At 68.9% G+C, this 14122-nt stretch carries 12 protein-coding genes; 8 read left to right on the forward strand and 4 right to left on the reverse strand.

Going from position 1 to position 14122, the window contains the following annotated elements; genetic code table 11:
- Positions 1–89 precede the first annotated feature (89 nt).
- Positions 90–830 (reverse strand): hypothetical protein, encoded by a 741-nt coding sequence (locus ACIBLC_RS37155; RefSeq protein WP_399215857.1) that lies wholly within the window; start codon positions 828–830, stop codon positions 90–92.
- A 384-nt stretch (positions 831–1214) separates the two neighbouring features.
- Here ACIBLC_RS37155 and ACIBLC_RS37160 point away from each other — a divergent pair.
- Positions 1215–2089 (forward strand): IS5 family transposase gene (locus ACIBLC_RS37160; protein WP_399215858.1). Its coding sequence is split into 2 segments (ribosomal slippage): positions 1215–1604 and positions 1607–2089, totalling 873 coding nucleotides; the frame shifts between segments, so codons are not numbered across the junction.
- Between the two features lie 4 nt (positions 2090–2093).
- On the opposite strand, the gene ACIBLC_RS37165 is transcribed toward ACIBLC_RS37160, so the two are convergent.
- Entirely contained in the window at positions 2094–2591 is a 498-nt protein-coding gene (locus tag ACIBLC_RS37165; RefSeq protein ID WP_399215859.1) for a GNAT family N-acetyltransferase, read from the reverse strand.
- 899 nt (positions 2592–3490) lie between these two features.
- Here ACIBLC_RS37165 and ACIBLC_RS37170 point away from each other — a divergent pair.
- Together ACIBLC_RS37170 and ACIBLC_RS37175 are read left to right on the forward strand one after the other, a co-directional pair.
- Positions 3491–3868 carry a hypothetical protein gene (locus tag ACIBLC_RS37170; protein ID WP_399215860.1) on the forward strand — a complete coding sequence of 126 codons (378 nt, stop codon included), beginning with the start codon at positions 3491–3493 and terminating at the stop codon, positions 3866–3868.
- A 5-nt stretch (positions 3869–3873) separates the two neighbouring features.
- A complete protein-coding gene (locus ACIBLC_RS37175; RefSeq protein WP_399215861.1) occupies positions 3874–4542 on the forward strand; it encodes a nucleotidyl transferase AbiEii/AbiGii toxin family protein in 669 nt (222 codons plus the stop codon).
- 455 nt (positions 4543–4997) lie between these two features.
- On the opposite strand, the gene ACIBLC_RS37180 is transcribed toward ACIBLC_RS37175, so the two are convergent.
- On the reverse strand, positions 4998–6194 hold the full coding sequence (locus ACIBLC_RS37180) for a glycoside hydrolase family 64 protein (RefSeq protein ID WP_399215862.1): 1197 nt from the start codon (positions 6192–6194) through the stop codon (positions 4998–5000).
- A 229-nt stretch (positions 6195–6423) separates the two neighbouring features.
- On the opposite strand from ACIBLC_RS37180, the gene ACIBLC_RS37185 reads away from it, so the two are divergent.
- Positions 6424–7068 (forward strand): hypothetical protein, encoded by a 645-nt coding sequence (locus ACIBLC_RS37185; protein WP_399215863.1) that lies wholly within the window; start codon positions 6424–6426, stop codon positions 7066–7068.
- Between the two features lie 241 nt (positions 7069–7309).
- Here the strand turns inward: ACIBLC_RS37185 and ACIBLC_RS37190 are convergent, their stop codons facing one another.
- Positions 7310–9418, reverse strand: coding sequence for an alpha-galactosidase (locus tag ACIBLC_RS37190; protein ID WP_399215864.1), 2109 nt, complete (start codon positions 9416–9418; stop codon positions 7310–7312).
- 184 nt (positions 9419–9602) lie between these two features.
- Here ACIBLC_RS37190 and ACIBLC_RS37195 point away from each other — a divergent pair, with 184 nt between their 5' ends.
- The 4 genes from ACIBLC_RS37195 (at position 9603) to ACIBLC_RS37210 (ending at position 14093) form a co-directional block, all read left to right on the forward strand.
- Positions 9603–10778, forward strand: coding sequence for an ROK family protein (locus tag ACIBLC_RS37195; RefSeq protein WP_399215865.1), 1176 nt, complete (start codon positions 9603–9605; stop codon positions 10776–10778).
- Positions 10779–10897: 119 nt separating this feature from the next.
- Positions 10898–12211, forward strand: coding sequence for an ABC transporter substrate-binding protein (locus tag ACIBLC_RS37200; RefSeq protein ID WP_399215867.1), 1314 nt, complete (start codon positions 10898–10900; stop codon positions 12209–12211).
- A 26-nt stretch (positions 12212–12237) separates the two neighbouring features.
- Positions 12238–13170, forward strand: coding sequence for a carbohydrate ABC transporter permease (locus tag ACIBLC_RS37205; protein ID WP_399215868.1), 933 nt, complete (start codon positions 12238–12240; stop codon positions 13168–13170).
- 101 nt (positions 13171–13271) lie between these two features.
- Positions 13272–14093, forward strand: coding sequence for a carbohydrate ABC transporter permease (locus ACIBLC_RS37210; RefSeq protein ID WP_399215896.1), 822 nt, complete (start codon positions 13272–13274; stop codon positions 14091–14093).
- Positions 14094–14122: the final 29 nt, after the last annotated feature.

Genomic DNA, 14122 nt, shown 5'->3' on the forward strand with positions numbered 1-14122 from the left:
GCCCGAGTTCCGCGATCACACTTTGCCGGTCAGCCATACCCGCCCCCATTTTTCATGCGCTGTCAAGGGTTAACCTCTTGTAGAGATTACTACCCACCCTGCGCCCCTGTTGCACTTGACGAAGAATCACCCGACGGCGCAGGGCGTGGGAGGAATGCGCCGTCCGCGGCGGCGTCATCGTGTGGGTGAATCACCTGACACACACCGAGCAGGTGTGCGATCGCAAGCAGGACCGGAAGATCCGCGTCCGGCAGGTCGCCACAGCTCGGTGCTTCCACAATGAGCAGACCTTGGGTTATTTCACCGGCCCGCGCGCGCAGAATACGGGCCGTCCGATAGCCATCGGCCAGAGAAATCCGGTAGGCGTCCGGGTCCTTGGCCAGGTCATCGATATATCGGTCCCTACTGCCCCGGGCAAGGCTCAGCAGGAAATCGCCCTTCTCTTCGCCACTGCTCAGCGTCTGCGCCGTATGACCGTTTGCGTCCGACGAGGCACGACGCACCAGCTCCGTCCCGCGCAGTGCGTAAAAGCTTGTACGCGACCGCGGATGAGCAAGTTCCGACGCGGTCTCGACCAGTCGGTCATTGATGGATCCCAGCAGCTCACGATGCTCACTCGGGCTGACTGACAGGCGTCCCATGTATTCAGCGACAGGGCCGATAGCTGCCTCCAGGACTGCGGCACGCTCCCGCTCTTTCCGGGACTGTTCACTATCCCCCTGGACCTTTAGCGTGGCAAACGCCGCGACAGCAGACATCACCGCCCCGCCTGAAATCATGGCCGCGCCCCACCCGCCGCCAATACCGGTGGCCGCGTTACCAACGGCCAAGGAACTACCGGAAAGGAGCCCAACTGCGCCGGGCCATGAATACCGCCTCATTGCAGCCTTCACGTTCATGACAGACTTTCCACCCCCTGCATATGCCCCTCGAAGTGAAGACAATGACACCAGACCCCGCGCTACGGTTCCGGCCCCACGGCACCTTCACCCCCACGAGACGATGGCGCGCAGAGTCACACCGGCGCATCCGCCACCCGACATACGCCCCTACCTGCTAGCCGGATACGCCCCCACACCACCGCAGCTGCCCCTCTGGGATCGCGTGAGAAGCAAAGTGGAACAGCTGCAGAACTCGATGGGAGAGCTCCTGGCTGAGCAATGGTTCTAGGCCGTGTTGCGAAAATGGATCAAGGCCGTGGATGATCACGTTTCGTGCGGCGTGGAGATCTGACGAACGGCCAGTGGGCCCGGCTGGAGCCGTTGTTGCCGACGGGCAAGAAGCCAGGCCGTCCGCAGACGTGGACGCGGCGGCAGCTGATCGACGGCATACGGTGGCGGACCAGGGCCGGTGCGCCGTGGCGCGACGTGCCGGAGCGGTACGGGCCGTGGGACCGGGCCTACGACCTGTTCCGGCGCTGGCAGCGGGACGGCACCTGGAAGCAGATCTTTGTACAGCTGCAGGCCGCGGCCGACGCGAAGGGCCTGATCACCTGGGAGGTCAGCGTGGACTCCACGATCGCGCGGGCCCACCAGCATGCTGCCGGGGCCCGTAAAAAGGGGCCGCGCAGAAGGAGCCTCCTGGTGGCGTCGAGACCGAGCCCGACGACCATGGCCTGGGGCGCTCGCGCGGCGGGCTGACCACGAAGCTGCATTTGGCGGTTGAGCAGGGACAGAAGCCGTTGTCGCTGCTGGTCACGGCGGGCCAGCGGCACGACAGCCCGCAGTTCCAGCCGGTTCTGGAGGCCATCCGGGTGCCTCGCCTCGGCCTGGGCCGGCCGCGCACCCGGCCGGACAAGGTCCGCGCTGACAAGGCGTACGGGCCACGCGTGAACCGCGCCTACCTGCGCCAGCGTGGCATCCGCTGCACGATTCCGGAGAAGGCCGACCAGGTCCGCAACCGTAAGAAGCGCGGCTCGCGCGGCGGTCGGCCGCCGAAGTTCGACAAGGCCGACTACAAAGAGCGCCACGCGGTGGAGTGCGGCATCAATCGCCTCAAGCGTCACCGGGCTGTGGCTACGAGATACGACAAGCTCGCCGTCCGATACGAGGCAACCGTGCTGGTCGCAGCCATCAACGAGTGGCTGTGACCCCTCACACGGCACGCTCCATGCACACCAGCTGATCCCGTTCCTCCCACGACTCGGCGACGGTGAAACCGAGCCGTTCGTACAGGGCGATGGCATCTGCCCGCCACTTCCATACCGACAGCCGTACCATGCTGACGCCGCTTTCCGCGGAATGCGCAAGCGCGGCGCCGACCAGGGCGGACGCGATGCCCCGGCTCCGGAATGCCGGGTCTGTCCAGAGCCTCTTGACCTCTGACCGGCCGCCGACGGGGGCGGTCACCACCAGGCAGCCCACGGCTGTGTCGCCGCTCAGAGCCATCAGCACGACATCGTCGGCGAACGCGGCCCGCGGGTCCAAGATTTCTGCCCGGTAGCGGTCCGGCAACCCGTCCACATCGACAACGGCCTCGCCCTTCTCTGCCTCCGTCCGCAGATGGTAGGCCGCCAGCAACTCGGCCAACCGATCCACGGAAGGGCCCTGACCTGGCCAGCGGACGATGACAACCTCGCGTTGATCAGTCATTGCGCCAGCATCACACGACCCGTACCAGACACCGAACGAGCCCCTTGATCCACTTTCGCAACACGGCCTAGTACTTGCGGTGGTGTCGTCGCTCGACGACGACCTGCTGTTGAACACCTATGTCGGAGGCACGGCGTGATCCGCCCGGTGGCGCGATCGGACTCTGAGAGCTGCCAATAACGTCACCGGACGGGCCGAAGGAAAGTGGCGACCTCGGCCAGGACAGTGGCATGCTCCGCGGGTCCGTAGACGTGAACTTGTCGGCCGTGGCGTCAAAGGCGCTCACCTGGCTGCGGGGTCGGTGCAGATGAGGGCACGTGGAATCTCGGGCAAACCGAGGCTGAGGGCATCGCACTCCCCCTGGCGGACGAGTTGCAACAGGTCGGTGGTGATTCTCTCCCAGTCGCCGGCCGTCGGCCACGCTGCGCTGCCGTCCAGTTCGTGGGTGGGAGTGGCCAGCGGGACGATCTCGGCCTGCTGCCGTCCGTGAGTGAGGCGGTCGTCGATCCGGGCGCCATCAGGTTGGCGTGCTCGACGACCCCGCTGCCAGGGCATCGATGTCGTCGCCCGGTCCGCGACAAACTCATGCGGGGTCCGTGGCCTGCTCGCCGAGCCCAGAATTCCAGTGTCCTGACCGCGGTACCCGGCCCGACCGGAACGGGCGTCAGGCCCTGCTGAGCAACATATGTCCAGTGGGAATGGACCCACCGGTTAGCGAGCGCCGCCCACTCTGGCGCTCGGTCACAACGACCATTTGCGAGTGGAGCAGGGCAACTTGCGAGCGTGCTGTTGATGACATCCCGTACGGCGACTCCGAGGAGCGAACGAAACTTGATCCGCTGCCTCGTCCCCCTAAGCTCTGCTCCGGTGACGCGACGCGGGCCCGCCATAATAAGGGCATGGCAGCCAGTCGACAGTCCCCTTTGTCCGGGTCGGACCTGGCAGAGGATCTTGCGCTCTACCGGGAGAAGTTCCGGCGACGCCTTCCCGCAGTTCTGGAGGATTTGCAGGGGCCGGCCCAGGGAGTGGTCGAGCTGCCAATACACGTGGCGTGGTCGGGCATGACCTCCTACGACCTCGACCAACCGCGCCAGCGCATGGGGCTCTACCGCACGGTTCTCCACGAAGGCCTGCGCGAGGACCTGCCCCGCTACCTCAACCAGGATCTTCTGCTGCAGCTGTGGCCGACGCTGCGCTCTCTGGTAGGGCGCACCGTGCGCACCGTGTGGGAGGACGCCTTTCCCGCGCTGGCTGCCCGGGGCCGGTCGGCCGCGTGAAGGACATGCCTCAGCTGCATGCGCGGCTGCTGGCCGACGTGATCGCGCTCGGCTCCCCCTATCCCCTGGTCCTCACCGGCGGCTACGCCGTCAAGGCGCACCGGCTGGTGAGTCGGCCCAGTCAGGATCTGGATGTCGCGACGGAGAATCCGGCGCCCATGGCTGAGATCGCGGCGGCGATCCGTGACGGGCTGGTGGAGCGGGGCTGGCGGGTGCGGTCGCTGGAGACCGCACCACTGTCCGCCCGCTTCACCGTGTCCGATCCGGTGACCGGGCAGGAGTGCGAGGTCGACATCCTCAAGGAGATCTTCTGGGGGCCGATCGCCCATACCGCGTACGGGCCGGTCCTCGCCGAAGAGGACGTGATCGGCACGAAGGTCCGCGCGCTGGCCGACCGCGGCGCGCCCCGGGACCTGATCGACGTGTTCGCGGCCTCACGGCGCTGGACCACCACCGACCTCGAGGAATTCGGCCGCCGGCACGCCCGTAGGCGCTTCGAGCGAGAGGATCTTCAGGCGAGTCTTGCGGGCGCCGAGTGGACCGACGACGACGCCTTCGCTGCCTACGGCTTCGACGACGACGCGATCACCGCTCTGCGGGCCTGGGCCGTGGAATGGGCCGACAATCTCGCAGCCCGGCTGATCGAGGAAGCAGACCACCCCGACGATGAGTGACCAACCTGCCCAGCCGCATGGAGATCCCTCTTCGGCCGGCCCTTCCGGCACGGCCACTTGGCAGGTCATTTAGGTCTGGAGTGGCGGCGCGGGAGGGGAACTCATGATGTGGAGTGCGGAGGATCTGGGCCCGGGGTGTGGTCCGGAGGCAGGGTGAGGGACTGGACGTGGCGTAGGTGGCGGACAAAGTCGCGGAGGCGGAGCGGTGTGAGAAGGGGACCCGGCAGCCGTGAAGGGCTTCGCGGTGCAGGTCCCGGGGCTTGGGGGGGGGGGGGGGGGGGGGGGGGGGGGGGGGGGCGCGGGCGGGCGGGGGGGGGGGGGGGGGGGGGGTGGTGGGGGGGGGGGGGGGGGGGGGGGGGGTGGGTGTGGGGGGGGGGGGGGGGGGGGGGGGGGGGGGGGGGGGGGGGGGGGGGGGCGCCCCCCCCCCCCCCCCCCCCCCCGGAAGTGAAGCCCTGTCAGCTGAGCGGATCCAGCGTGATGTAGGCCTGCTGCGGATTGCCGTCGTGCACCAGCGACTCGTGGGCACCGACGTCGTCGAAGGCGAACGCGTACGCCTTGCCGTCCGCCATCTGCGAGTGGATCAGGCGGGCGTAGTGGTTGGTCACCGCGTCCTTGTAGAAGTTCGCCGAGCTGGTGTCCGGCTGGTTGGCGTTGACCAGCAGGGTGGAGCGGTTGTAGCCCGCGCACAGGGTGCGGGAAATCGGGCCGCGCACCAGGTCGTTGGGGGCGTCGAGGAGTTTGTGGCAGCCGAAGACGCTGTCGGCGTCCGGCTTCTGGAAGCTGGTGACGACCGCTCCGGCGCTGTTGGTGAAGTTCATGACGTTCCCCGAGACCCGGCCGAAGTACTTGGTGCCGGGCTGGTCGACGAAGGGTGTCACCGTCAGTGTCGCGGAACTGTATCTCGCCCACACGCGGTTGATGTAGTCGTCCATGACGGTGGCGGACAGTACGCCCGACCCGACGGCGTGGCCGGGGGCGAGCGCTCGCAGGACCGTGCCGTCCGACCGCGTCTGGAGCAGGTTCGCCCAGCCGCCGGACTGACCGCGCAGTCCGTTGATGACCGCGTTGTACCCGCCCGACTTGAGGTGGCCGGTGGTCTTCACCGTCCCGTCGGCGAGCTGGACTCCGACGGCGTAGGGGGCCGAGAACATGTCCACCTGGGTGCTGTTGAGCCACAGGCCGGCGTCGTTGAGCGTGTACTCGGACCAGTTGAAGAGGATGTTGCGATTGGGGTCGCTCGGGTTCTGCACGGCCGGCTGCACCAGGCCGCCGGTCGTCACCCGGAAGTCGAGCTTCTGCCCGTAGGAGAAGTAGACCCGGCCGGAGAACTTGGGGAGCCGGATCGTCACCGACTGACCGCTGGCGGGTCCGGCGATCGAGGCGTCCGGTGCGGGGGTCGGCGGATTGCCACCGGCCGGCCAGGCGTGGAAGGTGCCGTTCGCGTCGGCCCAGCCCTGCTGTCCGGTCGTCAGCAGCGTTCCGAGGTTGTAGATGTAGACCGGGCCGCTGCGGCCCGAGTTGTTCGTGAACTTCAGCGGGATGGTCGCCGGGACGGCGGCCTCGGCCCCGGACGGGGCCCCGAACGTCAACAGGGCCGCGGCGAGGGTGGCCGTGGCCACCGCCAAGGACCGCCACCTGAGTCTTCTGAACACGCTCTTCCTCCTTCGGAAGGGGCTCCTCCGGTCATCGTGAGAGCGCTCTCACGATTGCGCCGGGATGCGTACATGTCAACGCTTCGCGCAAAATTGGTCTGGTCCAACTCGGCCGTTCCGCCGAGGGCCGAAGAGGCGGGGGTACTCCGATGGGCTCACGCCGTTCGCGCCGCCCGGCGTCGGCGCGGAGCATGAAGGGGTCCCGTACGGCAGGAAGAGGACGAGCCCCATGACCAGACCCATTCCCTCCGGCACCGGCCGGTCGAGCCGGTCACGCAGGATCGCCGGCGCCCTCCTGGCCACGCTCGCGTGCAGTGCCGCACTCGTCTCGTGCGGCACGGGCAGCGACAGCGACAGCGACAGCGGTGCGTCCGCCAGCCCGCGCCCCACCGCGCCGAACGAGTCCTCCTTCACGGGGACCGCGCCGTCCGCCCTGGCCTCGGAGGCCGCCTCGGCCGTCGACTCGGCCCGCGCCTCCGCGTCGGCCGCTGCCTCCTCCGTGTCCGCCGCGGCCTCCGGGTTCAAGGCCTCGGTCGACGCCGGTACGGCTCGGGCCGCCGCGGCGGCCAAGGAGGAGCTGAAGGACGTGAAGGGCAGCGGCAACGCGACGTCCGACGTCGCCGTCACCGGCCTGCCCACGGCCCAGACCGGCGGTCTGCTCGCCGTGCTCGTCGCCATCACCAACAAGACCGGCCAACAGGCCTCGTACGCCGTGCAGGTCGACTTCGAGGACTCCGACGGCAAGGTCGTGGAGACCCGGTTCGTGGGGGCGGAGGACCTCGACCCCGGCGAGCGGGCCGAGCCGGTCGCCATCAGCACGAAGCCCTTGAAGCCCAAGCTGACCCCTCGGCTCGCGAAGGCCCAGCGGTACTGAGGCGGCGCCCGGCTCACTAGTCCTCCTCGGGCACCCGTGACCCGCTCGGGCGGCTGCCCCTCCCGCAAGCGCCGGCCACGTCCAAGGCCGACGGGCGCGACGACGTACTGCAGCGCCCGCGCGCGAGCGGGAGCGTGACAGGCCGGTCAACTCCGTCGCGGTGGACCACACCACGATCGGGAGCCCGCAGGGCGCTGTGGACGCGCTCGACTCCGAGCGCGTCCAGGGTCGTTGACGGGCGTCAGGCCTCCGGCTCCCGTACCAGGTGCAGCGCGGCGCTGGACCAGTCGCCCGGCGGCAGCGGGATGTGCAGCCCGTACTCGCCGAGCACGGCGGCGTGGTGCACGGCACCCGTGCGGGCGTCGCGGTAGCGGGCCCCGGGGGTCAGGCCGCGCAGCCGGACCGGCAGTTGCGGGGCGCCGTGCCGGGAGACCCGCCGGTACGCGAGAAGCAGGGTCTCCGAGGCGTCCGCCGCGGTGTACTGCACCACCGACACGGCGTCCTCGGCCGGCGGCGCCGGACGGTCGAGCCTGCCGTGCTGCACGAGATGGCGCACCTGCTTGTACTCGGCCACCAGGGCCGCGCCCTCCCGGAGTTCCTCCTCGGACCAGCGGGTGAGATCGCCCCCGATGCCCAGGGCTCCGGCCATCGCCACATGGAAACGGAAGCGCAGCGGAACCGTGCGGCCGGTGAGCTGGTTCGGCACGTCCGTCACCCACGAGCCCATCGTGCGCGCGGGATAGACCTGGCCGTAGCCGTGCTGGATGCCCATCCGGTCCGCCGCGTCGGTGTTGTCCGACGCCCACGCCTGGTCCGTACGGGCGAGGATGCCCAGGTCGACCCGGCCGCCGCCACCGCTGCACGCCTCGATCCGCAGCTCCGGGTGGTCCGCGCGGAGGCGGTCGATGACGCCGTACAGATTGCGCACGTACTGCGGTCCGAGGCGGTCGGCGCCGTCGGGCTGTCCGGGCCAGCCGGCCTCGCTGAACGCCCGGTTCATGTCCCACTTGAGGAAGTCGATGCCGTGATCGCCCACCAGCCGGGTCAGCCAGCCGTACGCCCAGTCCGCGACATCGCGGCGGGCGAAGTTGAGGACCAGCTGGTTGCGCAGCTCGGAGCGGGGCCGGTCGGGGAAGTGCAGGACCCAGTCCGGGTGTTCGCGGTAGAGATCGCTGTCCGGGTTGACCATCTCCGGCTCCACCCACAGGCCGAAGCTCATTCCCAGCCGGTGCACCTTGTCGACCAGCGGGGAAAGCCCGTCGGGGAAGCGGTCGGGTGAGGGCGTCCAGTCGCCGAGGCCCGCGCGGTCGCTGCGGCGCGCCCCGAACCAGCCGTCGTCGACGACGTACAGCTCGACCCCGAGCTCCGCCGCCCGCTCGGCGAGCGCCTTCTGGCTGACCTCGTCGACGTCGAAGCCCGTCGCCTCCCAGGAGTTGTAGAGCAGCGGCGCGATCTCGTCCGCCCGCGGCAGCACATGGGCCAGGGTGTACGCGTGCCAGGCTCGGCTGGCAGCGCCGAAGCCGCCGTCGGTGAACAGGCCGGCGAACGGGGGAGTGGTGAACTCCTCGCCCGGCGCGAGCGGCACACTCGTACCGTCGTGGCCGACGCCTCCGGTGAATCCGGCCCGGCCGTCGGGGGTGCGCTGCGCGGTGATCCGCCAGCTCCCGCTCCAGGCGAGGGCGGCGCTCCACACCCGGCCGTGCTCCTCGGTGGCCTCGCCCGCGTCGAGCATCAGCCAGGGGTTGGCGTGGTGGCTGGTGATCCCGCGACGACTGGTCAACACCGTTTCGCCGTAGGGCAGTTGGTCGCGGCGCAACTGGCTCTCGGCGGACCACTGGCCGGTGACGTGGCTGAGCCGGTAGTCGCGCAGCGGGGGCAGCGTCCAGGCGGCCGAGTCGGTGCGCGGCAGGGTGACGGGCTCGCTACCGGCGTTGCGGACGACGGTCCAGCGTTCGATCACGTCCGTGTCGGCCCGCACGCGGTAGTGCAGCGTCACATGCAGCGGGTAGTGGCGGTCGCGGAAGGCCAGTGCCAGCTCGTCGTCGGTGACCCGATGGCCGGTCGACCGCCACTCGAAGGCGCGCGATCCGTCCGCGAACCGGACCTGGAGCGAGGGCGGTCCGTAGCGAGTCCCGCCGTCGACGGGAAGCTCCTCACCGACCGGAGGCACGCCCTCGAAACTGCTGGTCTCCGGAGCCCGCGGCGCGACGAGCGCCCCGGCCTCCGCGAGTGTCAGCCGTGGACCCCAGGCGAGATGGCAGGGGGCCCCGGTCTCGTCGGCTCTCAGCGCGTACGACGTGTTCGGTGTGGCCAGCAGCCAGACCCCGGTGTCCGGGGCGAAGGAGATCATCGACAGGGGTCCTCACGTTCCAGTGGTGCCACGAGATGGTCGAAAGCCAACCTTGACCTTCGATCATGTGTCAACACCTTGTCCAGATCTGTCTTTTGTAGGTGACGGGTCTGTCAAAGACGGCTCACAAGATAATCCTGCTTCTTTTATTGACAGCAGAAAATAAGGGACTTAGGTTCCGGCCATGCGCTCGACCAGTCGAACAGAGGCGTTCCCGGGTCACACGCCGGCCGTCTCCCAGATCTTCACCACCGTGCTGTCCCACGGCCCGCTCACGCGGTCGGAGATAGCGGGGCGGACCCAGTTGTCCGCGGCGGCGGTCACCAAGGCCGTCCGGCCCCTGATCGAGGCCGGCTACCTCCAGGAGCAGGTGGACGAGGACGCGCGGCAGTCCTCCCTCGGCAGGCCGGCCAACCCGGTACTCGTCGACGGAGGCAGGGCGCTGTTCATCGGGATCAAGGTGACGGGCGACGAACTCATCGCCGTGCTCACGGACCTGTGCTGCCGCATCCGGATCGCCCGGCACGTGCCGCTCACCGCCCGCGATCCCAGGGCGGTGCTCGCCTCCGTCGCGGGGCTGGTGCAGGAACTGCTGACGGAGGCAGACGGCTTCGGGGTCCAGGTACAGGGCCTCGGGATCGCGGTCTCCGGTGATGTGGACCGAGCGGCGGGAGTGGTGCGCTACTCACCCTTCCTGGACTGGCGCGATGTCCCGCTCGCCGATCTGGCCCGGATGACGACCGGGCTGCCGGTCACCGTCGACAACGACGTCCGGGCCCTGACCGTCGCCGAGCAGTGGTTCGGCGCCGGGGTCGGCCTGTCCGACTTCGCGCTGGTGACCGTCGGAGCCGGTATCGGCTGCGGTCTCGTGGTGCACGGACAGGTCGTGTCCGGGGCCCACGGCGTGGCCGGGGAGATCGGGCACGTGGCCATCGACCCGGCCGGCCCGCTCTGCCACTGCGGCAACCGGGGCTGTGTGGAGGCGATCGCCTCGGACTCCGCGATCGTCGCCCAAGTGCGGGAGGTGACCGGCGTCCAGGTCGCCGACGCCGCTCAGGCCCTGGACCTGGCCCACGACGGGAACCCCGGCGCGCGGGAGGTCTACGCGCGGGCCGGAGAGGCGATCGGCCGCGGCATCGCGACCGTGGCCAACCTGCTCGGCCCCGAGCGGGTGATCATCTCCGGCGAAGGGCTGGCGGCGTACGACCTGTTCGCCGAACAGATCCGCGACGCCTTCGCGGCGGCCGCCTTCGGATCGGCCGCGCGGTGCGACGTACAGACCCGTCCGCTGCCCTTCGAGGAGTGGGCGCGCGGGGCCGCGGCCACCGCGATCCAGTCCTTCATCCGAGCCGACACGTGACGGCCGTCCCGCGCGCCGGCACCGAGACCCACCAGCGGTGACACGCACTGCCGCACGCGGATTCGCACTGATACGTACGGGCATGCACTGACACGCACTGATACGCACGAGGAGCAACGATGACGCAGCAGAGCCGCAATCCCTTGGCTGCGCGCGGACCCAGCCGCCGCAGAGTGACCGGCGGTCTGATGGGGCTCGGGGCCGCCGCCCTGGCCGCGCCCGTTCTGACCGCGTGCGGTGGGGGACCGGGAGCCGACCCGAAGACGGTCACCTTCGGGTCCAACGGCGCCGACGCCACCCCGAAGAAGGCCTACGCCACCGTCACCGACGGCTTCACCAAGGACAGCGGGCTGAAGGTCAAGACGAACACCGTCGACCACGACACCTTCCAGAAGAGCATCACCACGTATCTCCAGGGCACCCCGGACGACGTCTTCACCTGGTTCGCCGGCTACCGCATGCAGTACTTCGCCAAGAAGAACCTGGCCACCCCGATCGACGACGTGTGGGACAAGATAGGCGGCGGCTTCAGCGACGCCGCCAAGCAGCTCTCGAAGGGCGAGGACGGCAAGTACTACTTCGTGCCGCTCTACAACTACCCATGGGCGGTCTTCTACCGCAAGAGCGTGTTCGAGGAGCGCGGCTACGAAGTCCCGCAGAAGTGGAGCGAGTTCGTCGCGCTCGCCAAGAAGATGAAGGCGGACGGCCTCTCCCCGGTCACCTCCGGGTACGGCGGCGGCGACACCTGGAGCATCCTCGGCGCCTTCGACTACATCGACCTCCGGGCCAACGGCTACGACTTCCACATGTTGCTGCTGCGCGGTGAGACCGCCTGGACCGACAAGCGCGCCGTCGCCGTTCTCGACACCTGGCGTGAGCTGACCCCCTTCTACCAGGCGAGCGGCGGCGGCCGTTCCTGGCAGGACGCCGCGCAGTCCCTGCTGGACAAGAAGTCCGGCATGTCGGTGACCGGCCTCTTCCTCGGCCAGCAGATCACCGACGAGGCGGTCCGCGGCGACCTCGACTTCTTCCCCTTCCCCGAGATCGACTCCGCCTACGGACAGGACGCCGTCGAGGCCCCCACCGACGGGTTCATGCTCAGCCGCAGCCCGAAGAACGAGGACGGCGCCACGAAGCTCCTGGAGTTCCTCGGCGGCGCGCAGGCCGAGGAGCTGTACGGAGGCGTCGACCCGAGCAACCTCGGCGTCAACGAGAAGACGTCCACCAGCTCGTACAACGACCTGCAGAAGAAGTCCGCCGACCTCATCGGCTCCGCCAAGAACATCAGCCAGTTCGCGGACCGCGACAGCGACCCCGGCTTCATCTCCACCGTCGTACTGCCCGGCCTGACCGAGTGGCTCAGCCACCCCGACGACGGCGCCGCGACCCTGAAGAAGATCGAGTCGCAGCGCTCGCGCTACTTCACGGCCTGACCAGGACCGGAAAGGCCTCCAGCACCGTGTCGTCCCTCCCCTCACCCCGCACCGTCCGCAAGCGTGCCCGCAGTCTGGGGCGCGGTGACCGGATCTTCCTGACCGTCATCATCGGCATCCCCCTCGCCGCTCTCCTCTTCTTCGTCTGGCTGCCCGCACTGGCCTCGCTGGCGCTGTCCTTCACCACCTGGGACGGCATCGAACCGGCCGACATCCACTGGATCGGCCTGGAGAACTACCAGGAGATCCTCACCAACTACCCGCCGTTCTGGCCCGCGGTGCGGCACAACGTGATCTGGCTGCTGTTCACAGCCCTGCTGCCCACACCGTTCGGCATCTTCCTGGCCTACCAACTGGACCGGAAGATCCGCTTCACCAGGATCTACCAGACCGCGATCTTCCTGCCGATGGTGCTCTCGCTCGCCGTCGTCGGCTTCATCTGGGAGATCATCTACAACCCCGACACGGGGCTCCTCAACGGCATCCTGACCTCCGTCGGATCCGGCGAGCACATCGACTGGCTCGGCAACCCCGACCTCAACCTGTGGGCCGTTCTGGTCGCCTCGGCCTGGCGGCACACCGGCTACATCATGATCCTCTACCTGGCCGGTCTGAAGGGCTTCGACCCGGCGCTCAAGGAGGCCGCCGCGCTCGACGGCGCCAACGGCCGCCAGACCTTCCTGCGGGTGGTCTTCCCGGCCCTCAAGCCGGTCAACATCATCATCCTGGTCGTCACGGTCATGGAGTCCCTGCGGGCCTTCGACATCGTGTACGTCCTCGGCGGCGGCGTCGGCAGCAAGCCCGGCATGGAACTGCTCTCCCTCCTCATCACCGACAACATCATCGGCGAGTCCAGCCACATCGGTTACGGGTCCGCCCTCGCCGTCATCCTGCTCCTGGTCTCCCTGGCGGCCATCGGGACCTTCCTCGTCCAGACCATCCGCAAGGAGGACCAGTGACCACGACCGTGCGGCGTCCGGCCTCCCGACCGTCGCCCCGACGCGAACCGCACCCGGGCGACGGCCCCTCCGAACCCCGCCGCCAGACCGGCCGCCACCTGATGCTCGGCACCATCGCCGTGCTCTGGCTCGTCCCGCTCCTGTGGGCGGTCTACACCTCGCTGCGCCCGTACTCGGACACCGCGAAGAACGGCTATCTCTCCTGGCCGCACAGCCTGAGCCTGGGCAACTTCACGGACGCCTGGGAACAGTCCGGGATGCCGCACTTCTTCTGGAACTCGGTCCTCATCACCGTTCCGGCGGTGCTCGGCACCCTGCTGTTCTCGGCGGCGGTCGCCTTCTTCGTCTCCCGCTTCGACTTCCGCTGGAACATCGTCCTGCTGATGCTGTTCACCGCGGGCAACCTGCTGCCGGCCCAGGTCCTCATCACCCCGCTCTACAAGCTGTATCTGCTGATCCCGCTGCCCTACTGGATGACCGACTCGCTGCTCCTCTACAACTCGGTCTGGGGCATCGTCTTCATCCACATCGCCTACCAGTGCGGGTTCTGCACCTTCGTGCTCAGCAACTACATGAAGACGATCCCGAAGGAGATCTCCGAGGCGGCGCTCGTGGACGGCGCCCCCGTCTGGCGGCAGTTCTTCCAGATCATCCTGCCGCTGTGCCGGCCGGCCTTCGCGGCCCTCGCGACGCTCGAGTCGATCTGGATCTACAACGACTTCTTCTGGCCGCTCGCCCTCATCGAGACCGGCGACAAGCGCCCCATCACCTCCGCCCTGGCCAACCTCCAGGGCGCGTACTTCACCAACCCCAACCTGATCGCGGCCGGTGCGCTGATGACCGCGATCCCCACGCTGCTGGTGTACTTCGCGCTCCAGCGCCAGTTCATCAGCGGACTCACCATCGGCTCCGGCAAGGGCTGAACCGCCGGAACGCAGGGGCTTGAGCCGCC

Source organism: Streptomyces sp. NPDC050535 (assembly GCF_044457665.1).
Classification (GTDB): domain Bacteria; phylum Actinomycetota; class Actinomycetes; order Streptomycetales; family Streptomycetaceae; genus Streptomyces.